We start from the raw sequence: 15,019 nt of genomic DNA, 5'->3' as shown, positions 1-15,019 counted from the left end.
AAGTTATGATAGATATATCGAAAAAATCGTTGATATATCCCGAGTTACGATAGATATAATTGAAAAATCGTTGATATATTACCCCGCATTAACGGGCAGTAAAACTCCCACCTTAAAATTCGCCTGGAGCAAAGAGGTTAGGTGGGAGATAAACTGCCCATAAATGCCCGATTGGTTCAACTAATAATCAGTGGGGATGCCCCCACTGATTAAAGTTTCACTTTATCGCTTCTCAATCGCCACAATAAATGGTGGGTTATTTTGTTGGTTAATGAAGCCGTAGCGCAGTACGTGTGCTTGTTTTTGGTCTAGTTCTTCGGCAAATGTAAGTACAGCGTCGCGTTCTACTTGTCCTTCTGGGTGTCCGTGGTAAATAACAAGGACGATGATACCTTCAGGTGCCATTACTTCTAATAATTGTTCGATCGCTGAGATTGTTGAGTTCGGTTTTGTAACGATATGCTTGTCTCCGCCTGGAAGGTAACCTAAGTTGAAAATTGCGCCTGTTACTTTTCCTTTTGCATCTTCTGGTAATACGGATAGAAGTGTATCGTGACTATCGTGAACTAAAACAGTACGTTCGAAAAGTTCTTTTTCTTTTAGACTAGTTGTTGAGCTTTCAATTGCCTCTTTTTGAATATCAAATCCAAATACTTTTCCGTTATCTCCAACGATTTCAGCTAGGAAGCAAGTGTCATGCCCATTGCCGAGTGTTGCATCTACAGCGTAATCGCCTTCTTTTACTGCTGTTTGCAAGAGAGTGCGAGCAAACGGTAATACACGTTCTAATTTCATTTTTGTTTCTCCTCATTTGCATATTTTCCTTGCCAGCTTCCGCGGCGTACAAATTCTGCATCAATGGAATTTAATACTTCCCATTTATTTAAGCTCCACATTGGACCAATCATTAAATCAGGCGGACCGTCACCTGTGATACGGTGCACAATTACGTCTTCTGGAATAATTTCAAGTTGGTCAACAACGAGACTTACGTAATCCTCAAGAGAAAGGAACTCGAGTTGTCCTTTTTCGTATTGCTTCACCATTGGCGTTCCTTTTAATAAGTGAAGTAAGTGGATTTTAATTCCTTGTACATCAAGCTTCGCTACTTCACGAGCTGTTTCCATCATCATGTCGTAATCTTCAAGTGGAAGGCCGTTAATAATATGAGAACAAACTTTAATGCCGTGCTTACGTAATTTATTTACACCTTCAACGTAAGAAGGATAATCGTGAGCACGATTAATAAGATTTGCAGTACGTTCATGGACGGTTTGTAGTCCGAGTTCAACCCAAAGGTAAGTGCGTTTATTTAAGTCCGCTAAATATTCAACAACATCGTCCGGTAAACAATCTGGACGAGTCGCAATAGAAAGACCGACAACGTCTTTTTCTGCTAGAAGCGGTTCGAATTTTTCTTTTAACACTTCAAGTGGTGCATGTGTATTTGTGTACGCCTGGAAATAAGCGATACATTTTCCATCTTTCCACTTTGAGCGCATTTTTTCTTTCATTTCATGATATTGCGTTATAACATCATCGCGGCGATCGCCAGCGAAGTCACCAGATCCAGCAGCACTGCAAAATGTACAACCGCCATAAGCAACTGTACCGTCACGGTTCGGGCAATCAAAGCCAGCATCTAATGAAACTTTAAAGATTTTTTCACCAAATTCATTTCGTAAATGATAATTCCATGTATGATAACGTTTATTGTCGTTTGTATATGGAAAAGGGTTTTGAACCTTCATTACTTTCCCTCCTAAGCCGAGTCAAAATGAAACAAAATCCATTATAACATACTCATAAGGTTCAGATGGAAGGGACACACTAAAGGGGAATTGAAGCAAGGAGGGACAATTATGGCAGAGCGTCAATCACTTGAATCGTATATTACACAAGCGGAACAAGCGGTGGAATATGCGAAAGAACAATTAGACCAAGGTATGAGACAAGAGCATTATAATACGATGGAGTATTCGGATGCGCAGTTACAATTAGAACAAGCGTATAACGATTTACAAACGATGCAACAACATGCAAATGATGAGCAACGTGAGCAATTAAATAGAGCACGTATGGCAATTCGCCAATTGCAACATCAAATGATTATTACACCGCACTAATAAGGAGTGAATGTAATGGCGAAACGTTCAGATCAAAATAACCCAGAACAAAAAACGCAAAATGGACATAACGCTGAGTTTTCGAATGAACTTGATCCGATTGTTCAAGTAAAACAGCGTAATAGTAAAAAAGGACAACCTCAAAAATCGAAACAATCAGAGTAGACCAGGTCGCAATATGACCTGGTTTTATTTTGCTATATGACAATAATGTAAGATTCCTGTAAGGTTTGTCGATAGTTGTGAGCAGCTTTCTCCAGTAGAGTAAGAAAGGATTAAGTTTTATACAAGGAGTTGCTTTATGGGGAACAATATTATAAACAAGCGAATTGATGAGTTAGATTACATTCGTGGCTTTGCACTACTAGGGATTATTTTAGTAAATATTTTAGCACTACTTAATATTAAAACTCCAGATCCTAATACAGTAGATGCTAGCTATCAAAGGTTTCTATACTTATTTGTAGAAGGTCGTTTCTTCTCGATTTTCTCATTCTTATTTGGAGTGGGATTCTATATCTTCATTACAAGAGCGATTGCGAAAGGGAAAAATGGATATGTTCTATTTTTCCGCCGCGTAGTTGCATTATTTATTTTTGGTTTGATTCATTACATGTTTCAGCCTGGAGAAGCGTTAACGTTATATGCAATTTGCGGATTAATCGTTTTACCGTTTTATAAAGCGAAAAAACAAGTGAACTTAGTAATTGGTCTTATTTTGACAATAGCCTTTAGTGTAATGGGTGTTAAAGAACTATTACCACTTGGTTTAATTTTATTAGGTCTTGCTGCAGGACAATATCGTGTATTTGAAAATCTTTCGCAAAATATAAAGAAAGTCGCTATTTTTACAGGCATTATGTTTGTTTTAAGTGTCATAGCTGTATGGTATCAATATGGACACGTGCCTGCTGGCCCATTTGTAAATATGATATTGATGAATGAAGACGGAACAATGGATGCTGCAAGCCAGTTTCTAAAAATTGGTATTACTGTTGGACCAATTATTTCAGCTTTCTATGTAGGAGCATTAATTTTATTACTTCAGTTAAAACCAGTTCAAACATTATTAGCACCATTGAAATACTACGGTCGTATGGCTTTAACAAATTATATCGGACAAACGGCAATGATTTTAATTGCCGGTAGTGTATTTAACTTTGCAGGTAACTTAACTTACATGCAGACTTTATATGTATGTATTGCAATTTATGCAATTCAAATTGTATTTAGCGTAATTTGGATGAAAATCTTTAAAATGGGTCCATTAGAATGGATTTGGCGTGTTATTACGTACTGGACGGTAACACCTTTAAAGAAATAGAGAGAGAAGTGGGCTGTTCCTTTTGTGGAGCAGCCTATTTTTATTTTCAGCTTTTGTAGTTGCGCCGATATATTTGAAAAATCGCCGATATAATTTCATTTACCGATTCGATATGTCACTAATATTCAAAGTAGTAAAAGCCAAACTTACACGCCCACCTTCTTTATATTACAAAAGTGTAAGGTAAATGTAATGTTAACAAATAGCAGTTCACCTCCAAAAGGCGCAAAATAGGTAATGGAAAAACAAGCGTAGGAGGATATATATGACGAAACCAGTTGTAGACGTGAAAAACGTTCAAAAAGTGTACGGTAAAAAAGGTGAGAACCAATCACACGCGTTAAAAGGTGTGTCATTCTCAATTCAAGAGGGTGAGTTTGTTGGAATTATGGGACCATCTGGTTCTGGTAAAACGACATTATTAAATGTAATTTCAACATTAGATAAAGCAACGGGCGGCGTTGTTGAAATTGCGGGTACGGATATTACAAAAATGAAGCAAGGTGAGCTTTCTGATTTCCGTTCACAAAAATTAGGATTCATCTTCCAAGATTTTAATTTGTTAGAAAACTTATCTATTTATGAAAACATTGCACTTCCACTTTCCTTGCAAGGTGTTCCATCACGTAACATTGGACCAAAAGTCGAGAAAGTAGCGGATATGTTAGGGATTACAGAAATACTTCAAAAGTACCCATCTGAAGTATCTGGTGGGCAAAAGCAACGTTCGGCAGCAGCGCGTGCTTTAGTGCATGAGCCGGCAATTATTTTAGGGGACGAGCCAACAGGAGCGCTTGATTCTAAAAATGCAACGAGTTTACTTGATGCGATGACAAACTTAAATAAAGATCAAGGCGTATCTATTATGATGGTTACACATGATCCGTACAGTGCAAGTTACTGTCAGCGTATTTTATTCATTCAAGATGGTGAGCTATATAAAGAAATTCACCGCGGCGGTACACGTGAAGAGTTTTATAAAGAAATTTTAGATGTGCTTGCGGACTTAGGCACACAAAAAGCGTAAGAAGGGAGGTTCTAGAGCATGTTATTTAAACTTTCCATGTCAGGGCTAAAAAGTAAGCTGAAAGATTATATCGTCTTACTTGTTGGTCTTGTCATGTCCATTTCAATTTTTTATATGTTTCAAACATTAGCGTTAAACGAGGCCTTCCTTAAGGAAAATTCTACTATTGGTCAAATTGGATTTGTATTCCAAGCAGGTTCATTTTTACTAGCTATTATAACGTTCTTCTATATTTTGTATGCGAACTCTTTCTTACTATCTCTTCGTCAAAAAGAGTTTGGTATGTATATGATGTTAGGAGCAAAAAAGCATAAAGTTACATTACTTATGTTTATTGAGACAATTGTATTAGGCGCCGCGTCTCTTGCAATTGGAATTGCAGTTGGTGTAGGACTTGCAGAAGGTATCGGTCAATTATTAATGAAACAATTAGAATTTGCTGGTGAAGGCTATAAAGCATTTTATCTGCCATCTATGACTGTTACGTGCATCTTCTTCTTTGCACTATTTGTATTATCGGCAATTATGAACAGTATTAAATTATCACGTATTTCTGTCCTGCAACTTGTACATGCAGACGCACAAACAGAACGTGTTGCAGTAAAAGGAAAAATGACAGGTGTAGTTGCATTCCTTGCGGTTATTTTATTAGGAATGGGCTATGCATCAATGATTTACATGGAAAAACTAAGAGAAATGGGAATCATTATTGCATTAATTACAACGACAGCTGGTACTTACATGCTGTTTGGATCACTTCTCCCGGTCTTTATTAAAAAGTTAAAGAGTAATAAAAAGCGTAGTGAAAAAGGACTTAACGCTTTTACATTTGCACAATTAAATTTCCGTATTAATAGTTTAACGAAGGTGCTTGCGACGGTAGCAATGTTAGTTGCGCTCGGAGCTGGTGCAATTTCAGGCGGTATGGCGTTTAAAAATAACGTTATAAAAATGGTTGATGGATTTGAAATTTATGATTCAGTAGTTCATAATCCAACGGCTGAAGAAAAGAAAATTTTAAATGGTATTACATTTAAAGAGAAAAATGAATATCGTTACAAAATCGATGATAAATACGTTTACTATGTAAAAGAGGATTTAGAGAAAAATCGTCCTGTAATAAGAGATATGGAAAATATGAAGTCGATGAAGGATGGCGTGAAAACGAAAAAAGTCTCAGAGGAACTACCAGTAGGTGCAGTTGCTAGAGAAATGAATGAAAAAGATGCGAATGCGAAAGAACTTCCACAAGAATGGGACGAGGCTTTCAGAACAATCCAACCATTCTATGTACATCAGGATCATGCAATTAAAATTGTAAATCAAAAAATGTACGATGAGATAAATGGTAAAGAAGGTATAGCATTTATCGGAAAAGTAGATGATTTCTTAACATATGAAAAAGAATGGAAAAAAATTGACGAGTTGCAACTAGATAAATATAAAAATGTAAAAGCTGAACAAATGAATAGTAAACATCAAATGTATGACATGTTCTACGGCTTTGCGAGCGGAACAGTGTTTATGGGATTCTTCCTTGGAATTGCGTTCTTAGCAATGATGGCAAGCTGTCTTATGTTTAAAATTCTTTCTGGTGCATCAAAAGATATTACGCGTTATCAAATGCTCCGTAAAATCGGTGTGCGCCGTGAGTTATTAACGAAATCGATTTATAAAGAGTTATTCTTAGTATTCTTATTCCCAGCAATTGTGGGTATCGCTCACGTATTAGTTGGTATGAATATTTTCGGATTTATTTTAATCGATCCGTACTTCCGTATTTGGGTACCAATCGTAATTTTCGTAGTTATTTATGCGATTTATTACTTCATTACAGTTCAATTGTATAAAGGAATTGTTCTTCCGAAAGAAGATTAATAATAAAAACCGAGCAAAAACGCTCGGTTTTTATTATTTTCAGAAAAAATACTTTAATGTTACTGATATATATAATATAATGCAAGTAAGTAACGTAATATAAAAGTAGAAGTAGCTGTATAAGGAAAGGAGGAATCCAATCTGTAGAAAGAAGCTGAACTTTTATCCCCACATTTTTTACCGCAACGTATTTATACAATCGTAAGTTTCCACATTGAAAGTTTTCAGAACCACCTGAGTATATTGTGAAAATAATGGATAACACATGGAAATCTCATAGCATGATAAGGTAAAATGGACAACATAATGAGAAAATTACCGTTCATAAGATGAGGAGAATACATGTATGGAAGTTGTAGAGGCATTAAAAGATATAAGCCAAATTGAGGCTATGAAAAAATATTTAAAAGAGCACTCCCAGCGAGATTATCTTTTATTTGTTATTGGAATTAACACAGGATTAAAAATTACAGAATTACTTAGCATGAAATTTGAAGATGTATTAAATGAAGATGGGACTGTTAAAGAGTTTTATACTCTTCCTGTGAAAGATGAAAAATTCAAACAAGATATTTATTTAAATACAAAAGTAAAAGAAGCGCTTTTAGATTACGTACAATCTATTGGCGTTAAAAGAGAAAATTACGTATTTCAATCTAATAAAACGCCAAATTCAATTACGCGCCAACAAGCGTATCGTGTAATTCATAATGCTGCAGAAGCAGTTGGAGTTGTTGGTAAGATCGGAACGAATTCAATGCGAAAAACATTCGGATTTCATGCGTACAAAAGAGGGATAGCGATTGCGCTGTTGCAAAAACATTTTCATCACGCGACTCCATCAGAGACGCTAAAGTATTTAGGTATTTCAAAGGATGAGACCTTTAAAACGGAGATTGATGTCGATTTATAAAAGCCGTAACTAAAAGAATTAGGAGGCGGAAAATATGAATATTAGAGAGAGTGAACTGCCGGGTATTGGATGTAAGTTTGAAGTGATTACAAAAGGTAATGAAAAGATGGTTATCGTTATTCATGATGATGGCCGAAGAGAAATGTACCATTTTGATGCTGATCATGAGGAGAGTATTTCAAGCGTCTCTCTTCGTGATTCCGAAGCGAGACAAATTGCAGCTATATTGGGCGGAATGGTATATAGACCACAAGCTTTAGATACGATTGAAATGGCCTTTGAAGGATTATCAATTGAGTGGTTTAAGGTGGAAAATAATGCACCAGTCGTACAAAAAACAATTGGTAGTTTACATGTCCGAAACACATATAATGTAACGATTATTGCCATTTTGAAAAAGAATATGAAGAAGTTCTTTAATCCAGGCCCAGATTCTATCATTGAAGCTGGCGATATGCTTGTATTATCAGGTGAAAGACATGAAGTAAAAAGAATTATTAATGAGTTGCTTTCAGTAGGAGGGGATTCATAATCGATGGATACTTTAATCTTTGAAGTTGGGACTGCGTTAGTATTAGTCGCTTTTGCAGCTATTCTCGCTGCAAAGTTAAAGTTCTCCATTATTCCGTTTCTCATTATACTCGGTATGCTAGTGGGGCCACATGCGCCAGATTTAGGGCTTATCGATTTAAGATTTATTGAAAGCGGAGAAGTTATTTCCTTCCTCGGCCGTGTTGGCGTTATATTCCTCTTATTCTATTTAGGCTTAGAATTCTCAATTAAAAAATTAATTAAATCAGGAAAATCAATTGCTTTTGGGGGAACTGTTCATATATCGCTTAATTTTATATTAGGTTTACTTTACGGATATATAATGGGTTTCCCCTTATTAGAAACATTAATTATTGCTGGGATTATAACAATTTCATCGAGTGCAATTGTTGCGAAAGTAATTGTTGATTTAAGAAGATCTGGTAATAAAGAGACGGAGCTAATTTTAGGAATCATTATGTTTGATGATATCTTTTTAGCCGTATATTTATCAGTCGTTTCAGGATTAGTACTCGGAGGGGCAACGTCACTTGTAGGGGCTCTTACATCTATTTTAATCGCAGTAGGGTATATGCTACTATTCTTTGTAGTTGCTAGAAAAGCTACACGATTTTTAAATAAAATGTTAGATATTTCGTCCAATGAAATTTTTATTATCGTAATATTCGCTATTTTGTTCTTTGTAGCAGGATTTTCAGAAACGATTCATGTCGCGGAGGCGATTGGAGCATTATTATTGGGGCTCGTCTTTTCTGAAACAGAGCATAGTGATCGAATTGAACAGCTCGTTGTTCCGTTTCGTGATTTCTTTGGAGCTATATTCTTTTTCAGCTTCGGTTTAAGTATAGACCCATTTTCACTTGGAGGAGCAGTGTGGTTGGCATTAGGAGCAGTTTTCATTACTCTTATCGGTAATTTTACTGCTGGAATGGTTGCGGGGCGTAAAGCTGGGTTATCGCATAAGGCTTCTACGAATATCGGTTTAACACTTGTATCACGCGGAGAATTTTCCATTATCGTCGCGAATATTGGAATTGCGGGCGGCTTAATGGCAACTATTAAACCATTCTCAGCTTTGTATGTTTTAATATTAGCATCGTTAGGACCTTTGTTAACGAAAGAATCTGGGAGAATATATTCCTTATTAGATAAAATATTTAAATGGAGCGCTAAAGAAAGTGCGAAGCGAGAAAAGGAAGTTGGATAGTATAAAGAGGCTGCATGAAGTTCATGCAGCCTCTTTATACATTGTTACTGTTGTCATTTTTTGTCGGTAAGTCGATATATTTTAATAATCGCTGATATAATCCAAGAAGTAATCAGTATAATTTCATTTACCGTCGAACCATTATCTGAATTTCATCAACTATTAATCAGTTGCCTTCCTATTTAAAAACGACTACAATTTTACTGTTATATATATGAACGAAAAAAATAGAATAGGAGGGGAAACTATGCCAAGGAAAGTATGGCTATTAGTAGCTGGGATGATTATTAATGTCACGGGTGCTTCTTTTTTATGGCCTTTTAATACAATTTATTTGCATGATCACCTAGGAAAATCTTTATCTGTGGCCGGAATGGTATTAATGATCAATTCGCTTACTGGTGTAATCGGAAACTTGCTCGGCGGTGTTTTATTTGATAAATGGGGCGGTTATAAATCAACTTTAGTAGGGATTGTGATTACACTTGTATCGATTTTAGGTCTTGTGTTCTTCCACGGTTGGCCGTTATATGTTGTATGGCTAGCGTTAATCGGCTTCGGTTCTGGAATGGTCTTCCCATCGATGTATGCGATGGTTGGTACGGTTTGGCCAGAAGGCGGAAGACGGGCATTTAATGCGATGTACGTTGGACAAAATGTTGGTATTGCGATCGGAACAGCATGTGGTGGATTAGTTGCATCGTATCGTTTTGATTATATTTTCTTAGCGAATTTTATTTTATACTTTGTTTTCTTTTTAATTGCTTTTATTGGATTCCGCGGTATGGAAGACAAGAAAGAGCCAGGAGTGCAAAAAGAAGTCGAAACGAAAAAAGGGTGGTCACTTACACCTGGATTTAAAGCACTTCTTATCGTGTGTGTAGCATATGCTTTATGCTGGGTTACATACGTACAGTGGCAAGGAGCGATTGCAACACATATGCAAGAATTGAATATTAGCCTTCGTCACTATAGTTTACTATGGACGATAAACGGAGCGATGATTGTTTGTGCGCAACCACTTGTTAGTATGCTAATTCGTTGGATGAAGCGTTCTTTAAAACAACAAATTATGATTGGAATCTTCATTTTTGCGGCGTCATTCATTGTGTTAAGTCAAGCGCAGCAATTTACGATGTTCCTCGTTGCGATGGTAACATTAACAATTGGTGAGTTATTTGTATGGCCTGCGGTTCCAACGATTGCAAATATACTTGCACCAAAAGATAAATTAGGATTTTATCAAGGTGTCGTAAATAGTGCGGCGACTGTAGGGAAAATGTTCGGACCGGTCGTTGGCGGAGCAATTGTGGATTTATACAATATGGAAGTATTGTTTATAGCAATCATGGTAATGCTTGTAGTAGCGCTTATAGCAACGAGCATTTATGATAAACGAGTAAAAGTAGAAGAAACAGTTGAAGAAAAAATTGCAGTTTAGTTTGACGGAACATGTAACATGTTTTAGAATATATTTAAATAAAACAACCTTTAGAACAAGGGAGATAGCTCGGCTGTCTTAAGATGAATTCGTTAGTTATTAAGAGTAACGATTAACCGAGAAGTCCTCGCTTTAAGTAAGCTCTTAAGAGATACTAGGTGAAGGATAGTTCACTTAACTTATATGTGTAATAACAGTGAGAAGGAGTAGTAGTAATAGAAGCGGGTTTAGAGAGTTGACGGTCGGTGCAAGTCAATCCACGTTTCGTTATGAACTCGCCTTTGAGTTGCAGTTGTGAAACTAATAGTAGCAATTGCCGTTAATCCACGTTACGGATCTAAGCGAATGTATATTTGTACATTAATTTAGGGTGGTACCGCGGGAATCTATAACCTCTCGTCCCTTTCTAGGGATGAGAGGTTTTTTGTATTTTGGGCGGTGAAAATAAATAGAATTTCAAGGAGGGTATCTCATGAGCTTTAATCATCAAGAAATTGAGAAGAAGTGGCAAGGGTACTGGGAAGAGAATAAAACATTCCGTACGCCAGATGAGACAGAAAAACCAAAATTTTATGCACTAGATATGTTCCCATATCCATCAGGTGCAGGCTTACACGTAGGACATCCAGAAGGTTATACAGCGACAGATATTTTATCTCGTATGAAGCGTATGCAAGGATATAACGTTCTGCATCCAATGGGATGGGATGCATTTGGTCTTCCAGCAGAGCAATATGCACTTGATACTGGAAACAGCCCAGCTGAATTTACAGAGCATAATATTAATACGTTCCGTAACCAAATTAAATCATTAGGTTTCTCTTACGATTGGGACCGTGAAGTAAATACAACAGATCCAAACTACTATAAGTGGACGCAATGGATCTTCCTAAAACTATTTGAAAAAGGCTTAGCTTACGTTGATGAAGTACCTGTAAACTGGTGCCCAGCACTTGGTACAGTACTTGCAAACGAAGAAATCATTGACGGTAAGAGTGAGCGTGGTGGACATCCAGTTGAGCGTCGTCCGATGAGACAGTGGATGTTAAAAATTACAGCTTACGGAGATCGTCTATTAGAAGATCTAGATGAGCTTGATTGGCCTGAAAGCTTAAAAGATATGCAACGTAACTGGATCGGTCGTTCTGAAGGTGCAGAAGTACACTTCAACATCGATGGTACAGACGAGAAATTCACAGTTTTCACAACGCGCCCTGATACATTATTTGGTGCAACATACTGTGTACTAGCTCCAGAACATGCACTTGTTGCAGAAATTACAACAGCAGAACAAAAAGAAGCGGTAGAAGCTTACATTAACGCTGTAAAAATGAAGAGTGACCTAGAGCGTACAGAACTTGCGAAAGAGAAAACTGGTGTATTCACTGGTGCTTACGCAGTTAACCCAGTAAACGGTGAGAAATTACCAATCTGGATCGCTGACTATGTTCTTGCAACTTACGGAACAGGTGCTGTAATGGCAGTTCCAGCTCACGATGAGCGTGACTATGAATTCGCATCAGTATTTAATCTTCCAATGAAGGAAGTTGTAAAAGGCGGAGATATTACGAAAGAAGTGTACACAGGTGATGGTGCACACGTAAACTCAGCATTCCTTGATGGATTAAATAAAGAAGAAGCAATCGCAAAAATGATTGAATGGCTTGAAGCAACGAGCGCAGGAAATCAAAAAGTAACGTACCGTCTACGTGACTGGTTATTCAGCCGTCAACGTTACTGGGGTGAACCAATTCCAGTAATTCACTGGGAAGATGGTACAATGACAGCTGTGAAAGAAGAGGAATTACCATTAGTTCTTCCGAAAACAGAAAACATCCGTCCTTCAGGTACAGGTGAATCACCACTTGCTAACATTGACGAGTGGGTAAATGTTGTTGATCCTGAGACTGGTAAAAAAGGTCGTCGTGAAACGAACACAATGCCGCAATGGGCTGGTAGCTGCTGGTACTACCTACGTTACATCGATCCAAACAATAGCGAAGCACTTGTAGATCCTGAAAAAGTAAAACAATGGCTTCCAGTTGATATTTATATCGGTGGTGCAGAACATGCCGTACTTCACTTACTATATGCTCGTTTCTGGCATAAAGTATTATACGATATCGGTGTAGTTCCAACGAAAGAGCCATTCCAACAATTATTCAACCAAGGTATGATTCTAGGTGAAAACAACGAGAAAATGAGTAAATCAAAAGGTAACGTTGTAAATCCTGATGATATCGTAGCAAGCCACGGTGCAGATACACTTCGTCTATACGAAATGTTCATGGGACCATTAGATGCTTCAATTGCTTGGTCTGAAAATGGTCTTGACGGAGCTCGTCGTTTCCTAGACCGCGTATGGCGTCTATTCGTTCAAGATAACGGTGAATTAAGTGAGAAAATTACTGACGCACCAAATAAAGAGCTTGAAAAAGCTTACCATCAAACAGTGAAGAAAGTAACAGAAGACTATGCAGAGCTTCGCTTCAACACAGCGATTTCTCAAATGATGGTATTCATCAACGATGCATACAAAGCTGAAACACTTCCAAGAGAATATGTAGAAGGTTTCGTAAAAATGATTGCACCAGTTGCACCTCATATCGGGGAAGAGCTATGGAGCAAACTTGGATACAATGAAACAATCACATATGCAAGCTGGCCAACATTTGATGAGTCTAAACTTGTAGAAGATGAAGTTGAAATTGTTGTTCAAGTTATGGGTAAAGTTCGCGCAAAACTAACAATGAGTAAAGACGCATCAAAAGAAGAAATGGAACAACTTGCACTTGAAGCAATTCAAGACCAAATTGAAGGGAAAACAGTTCGTAAAGTAATTGTTGTTCCTGGAAAACTTGTTAATGTTGTTGCAAATTAATTTATTCTAAATAAAAGCTCAGAGTATGTATACTCTGAGCTTTTTTGTGTAGAAAATAATCTCTGGATCACCCTAGTCTAAGTTTTCAATTATTCCAATACGTACAAATAAAAGAGCGGAATTCCAATACAGACAAACACCTATTTTTCTATAGGAAATATGATAAAAAAGGTAGGCTAAATTGAGTAGAAGAGGTGAAAGGAATGAAAGGGATGGACAATAATGCACCACATGGCTTTTTCGGAGGTGGATCGGATAGTTATGAACAAATGATGTTAATGGGAGGCGGACAACAAGGATATGGCGGAATTCCGAGCTGGATGGGTGGAACACCTGGAGGATTTTCCACATCAGTAGCTGGAGCACAAACAGGAATCCCAACATTTGTAGGCGGAGCAGCCGGAGGAGTACCAGTAGGCGTACCAACTACATTCCCATCTTTCGTTGGAGGAGTACAAACAGGATTTCCGGTACCGGGAGTAGGTGTTGTGGCAGGCGGAGTAGGTGGTTATCCACAAGGTTTTTACGGTCACCATGGCCACCACGACGGTCATCATGGACACCATCATCAAGGTCACCATGGCCATCATGGACATCATCACCACCAAGGTCACCATGGCCATCATGGACACCATCACCACCAAGGTCACCATGGCCATCATGGACATCATCAACAACAAGTACATCACCACGGCCACCATCATATACATCCGCAGGCTGTTCTTTATCAAACTCACCAAGGCCAACATGGTCACCATGGACATCACCACCAAGGCCAACATCATGGACACCAAGGTCACCACCATCACCAAGGTCATCAAGGCCAACACGGTCATCATGGGCACCAAGGCCAACATCATGGACACCAAGGTCAACATCATGGACACCAAGGTCAACATCATGGACACCAAGGTCAACATCATGGACACCAAGGTCAACATCATGGACACCAAGGTCAACAGCACCAACAGCACCAACAGCACCAACAATATCAGCAATATCAACAACAACAACAATCTTCTCCTTGGACAGGTGGAATTGGAGCAGGAGGAGCGGGGGCAGCAGCAGGAGCGGCTAGCATTAGTGGAGCTGCAGGACATGCGGGACACGTGGGTCATTAATGATTGCCAGAAAAAAAGACATAATAAAAAACTGCTAGGAAATCCTAGCAGTTTTTTTCAGCTTCTTGACGCTGACGTTCAATTTCAGCACGAAGTTGTGGTTCCGGTGCTTGCCAGCCTTCTGGCTTTAGAATCTTACCGTCGCCTTCACGGAATCGAGGCTTCCCATCAGGGAATAGTTTTGCCATGTTGGCGTTGTTTACAATTTCGAATCCTTTATCTGGACGTACGCCCATTTCTGCAAACGTTCCGAATGCAAAGTAAATAAGGTCAATCAGTGCATCGTATTGATCTTCAACAGTCGTTGCCTCTAGAAATTCTTCTAGTTCTTCCTGCATAAAACTTGCACGGATTTTTGCACGCTCTTCTGTTAATTTTGTTGGAGTATTTGTCACAGGATGTCCGAATACTTCATGCATTTTCGCAACAAGTTCGTATCCTTTATCTAAACCTTTTTCGTTTGTCATGTTGTTTCATCCTTTCTTACGTTATGCCGAAGTTTATTGTAACATAAGGTGATTATGAAATGAAAAGAACATCTTATCGAAA

The 15,019-nt window shown here is 38.0% G+C and carries 14 protein-coding genes and 1 other annotated feature; of the genes, 11 read left to right on the top strand and 3 right to left on the bottom strand.

Annotated features, from left to right (window positions below; translation table 11 throughout):
• Window positions 1-222 precede the first annotated feature (222 nt).
• Window positions 223-795, bottom strand: coding sequence for a tRNA 5-(aminomethyl)-2-thiouridylate-methyltransferase MnmM (gene mnmM / locus GD442_RS23315; protein ID WP_086401164.1), 573 nt, complete (start codon window positions 793-795; stop codon window positions 223-225).
• Window positions 792-1,751 (bottom strand): tRNA modification radical SAM protein MnmL/YtqA, encoded by a 960-nt coding sequence (gene mnmL / locus GD442_RS23310; RefSeq protein WP_000868029.1) that lies wholly within the window; start codon window positions 1,749-1,751, stop codon window positions 792-794. The genes mnmM and mnmL overlap by 4 nt, the downstream gene beginning before the upstream one ends.
• 111 nt (window positions 1,752-1,862) lie before the next feature.
• Between mnmL and GD442_RS23305 the strand changes: the two genes are divergently transcribed.
• The 11 genes from GD442_RS23305 to GD442_RS23255 all read left to right on the top strand — a co-directional run bounded on the left by GD442_RS23305 (window position 1,863) and on the right by GD442_RS23255 (window position 14,470).
• On the top strand, window positions 1,863-2,126 hold the full coding sequence (locus GD442_RS23305; RefSeq protein WP_000840869.1) for a YtzC family protein: 264 nt from the start codon (window positions 1,863-1,865) through the stop codon (window positions 2,124-2,126).
• Window positions 2,127-2,141: 15 nt separating this feature from the next.
• Window positions 2,142-2,291: a hypothetical protein gene (locus GD442_RS23300; RefSeq protein WP_001129340.1), complete on the top strand. Its 150-nt coding sequence runs from the start codon at window positions 2,142-2,144 to the stop codon at window positions 2,289-2,291.
• Between the two features lie 136 nt (window positions 2,292-2,427).
• Window positions 2,428-3,450 (top strand): DUF418 domain-containing protein, encoded by a 1,023-nt coding sequence (locus GD442_RS23295; protein ID WP_000527695.1) that lies wholly within the window; start codon window positions 2,428-2,430, stop codon window positions 3,448-3,450.
• A gap of 265 nt (window positions 3,451-3,715) precedes the next feature.
• Window positions 3,716-4,477, top strand: a complete 762-nt coding sequence (locus GD442_RS23290) for an ABC transporter ATP-binding protein (RefSeq protein WP_000165844.1) — start codon at window positions 3,716-3,718, stop codon at window positions 4,475-4,477.
• An 18-nt stretch (window positions 4,478-4,495) separates the two neighbouring features.
• Window positions 4,496-6,355 (top strand): FtsX-like permease family protein, encoded by a 1,860-nt coding sequence (locus GD442_RS23285; RefSeq protein ID WP_000897745.1) that lies wholly within the window; start codon window positions 4,496-4,498, stop codon window positions 6,353-6,355.
• A 346-nt stretch (window positions 6,356-6,701) separates the two neighbouring features.
• Window positions 6,702-7,268, top strand: coding sequence for a tyrosine-type recombinase/integrase (locus GD442_RS23280; RefSeq protein ID WP_000454210.1), 567 nt, complete (start codon window positions 6,702-6,704; stop codon window positions 7,266-7,268).
• A gap of 34 nt (window positions 7,269-7,302) precedes the next feature.
• Window positions 7,303-7,800 carry a cation:proton antiporter regulatory subunit gene (locus GD442_RS23275; RefSeq protein WP_001026053.1) on the top strand — a complete coding sequence of 166 codons (498 nt, stop codon included), beginning with the start codon at window positions 7,303-7,305 and terminating at the stop codon, window positions 7,798-7,800.
• Between the two features lie 3 nt (window positions 7,801-7,803).
• Window positions 7,804-9,027: a cation:proton antiporter gene (locus tag GD442_RS23270; protein WP_000380179.1), complete on the top strand. Its 1,224-nt coding sequence runs from the start codon at window positions 7,804-7,806 to the stop codon at window positions 9,025-9,027.
• A gap of 247 nt (window positions 9,028-9,274) precedes the next feature.
• Window positions 9,275-10,468 carry an MDR family MFS transporter gene (locus tag GD442_RS23265; RefSeq protein ID WP_001137561.1) on the top strand — a complete coding sequence of 398 codons (1,194 nt, stop codon included), beginning with the start codon at window positions 9,275-9,277 and terminating at the stop codon, window positions 10,466-10,468.
• A gap of 187 nt (window positions 10,469-10,655) precedes the next feature.
• Window positions 10,656-10,875: a binding site (T-box leader), on the top strand.
• A gap of 65 nt (window positions 10,876-10,940) precedes the next feature.
• On the top strand, window positions 10,941-13,349 hold the full coding sequence (gene leuS / locus GD442_RS23260) for a leucine--tRNA ligase (RefSeq protein ID WP_000009461.1): 2,409 nt from the start codon (window positions 10,941-10,943) through the stop codon (window positions 13,347-13,349).
• Window positions 13,350-13,552: 203 nt separating this feature from the next.
• Window positions 13,553-14,470, top strand: a complete 918-nt coding sequence (locus GD442_RS23255) for a hypothetical protein (protein WP_159365211.1) — start codon at window positions 13,553-13,555, stop codon at window positions 14,468-14,470.
• Window positions 14,471-14,514: 44 nt separating this feature from the next.
• Here the strand turns inward: GD442_RS23255 and GD442_RS23250 are convergent, their stop codons facing one another.
• On the bottom strand, window positions 14,515-14,937 hold the full coding sequence (locus GD442_RS23250; protein ID WP_000180554.1) for a pyrophosphohydrolase domain-containing protein: 423 nt from the start codon (window positions 14,935-14,937) through the stop codon (window positions 14,515-14,517).
• Between the last annotated feature and the right edge of the window lie 82 nt (window positions 14,938-15,019).

This window comes from Bacillus sp. A260 (assembly GCF_009861435.1).
Classification (GTDB): Bacteria; Bacillota; Bacilli; order Bacillales; family Bacillaceae_G; genus Bacillus_A; species Bacillus_A cereus.
This window is presented reverse-complemented; position numbering and strand designations above follow the sequence as displayed.

Bases quoted from the DNA above. Each gene is read 5' to 3' on its own strand.
- mnmM (WP_086401164.1), bottom strand. From the start codon at position 795: ATGAAATTAGAACGTGTATTACCGTTTGCTCGCACTCTCTTGCAAACA.
- mnmL (WP_000868029.1), bottom strand. From the start codon at position 1,751: ATGAAGGTTCAAAACCCTTTTCCATATACAAACGACAATAAACGTTAT.
- GD442_RS23305 (WP_000840869.1), top strand. From the start codon at position 1,863: ATGGCAGAGCGTCAATCACTTGAATCGTATATTACACAAGCGGAACAA.
- GD442_RS23300 (WP_001129340.1), top strand. From the start codon at position 2,142: ATGGCGAAACGTTCAGATCAAAATAACCCAGAACAAAAAACGCAAAAT.
- GD442_RS23295 (WP_000527695.1), top strand. From the start codon at position 2,428: ATGGGGAACAATATTATAAACAAGCGAATTGATGAGTTAGATTACATT.
- GD442_RS23290 (WP_000165844.1), top strand. From the start codon at position 3,716: ATGACGAAACCAGTTGTAGACGTGAAAAACGTTCAAAAAGTGTACGGT.
- GD442_RS23285 (WP_000897745.1), top strand. From the start codon at position 4,496: ATGTTATTTAAACTTTCCATGTCAGGGCTAAAAAGTAAGCTGAAAGAT.
- GD442_RS23280 (WP_000454210.1), top strand. From the start codon at position 6,702: ATGGAAGTTGTAGAGGCATTAAAAGATATAAGCCAAATTGAGGCTATG.
- GD442_RS23275 (WP_001026053.1), top strand. From the start codon at position 7,303: ATGAATATTAGAGAGAGTGAACTGCCGGGTATTGGATGTAAGTTTGAA.
- GD442_RS23270 (WP_000380179.1), top strand. From the start codon at position 7,804: ATGGATACTTTAATCTTTGAAGTTGGGACTGCGTTAGTATTAGTCGCT.
- GD442_RS23265 (WP_001137561.1), top strand. From the start codon at position 9,275: ATGCCAAGGAAAGTATGGCTATTAGTAGCTGGGATGATTATTAATGTC.
- leuS (WP_000009461.1), top strand. From the start codon at position 10,941: ATGAGCTTTAATCATCAAGAAATTGAGAAGAAGTGGCAAGGGTACTGG.
- GD442_RS23255 (WP_159365211.1), top strand. From the start codon at position 13,553: ATGAAAGGGATGGACAATAATGCACCACATGGCTTTTTCGGAGGTGGA.
- GD442_RS23250 (WP_000180554.1), bottom strand. From the start codon at position 14,937: ATGACAAACGAAAAAGGTTTAGATAAAGGATACGAACTTGTTGCGAAA.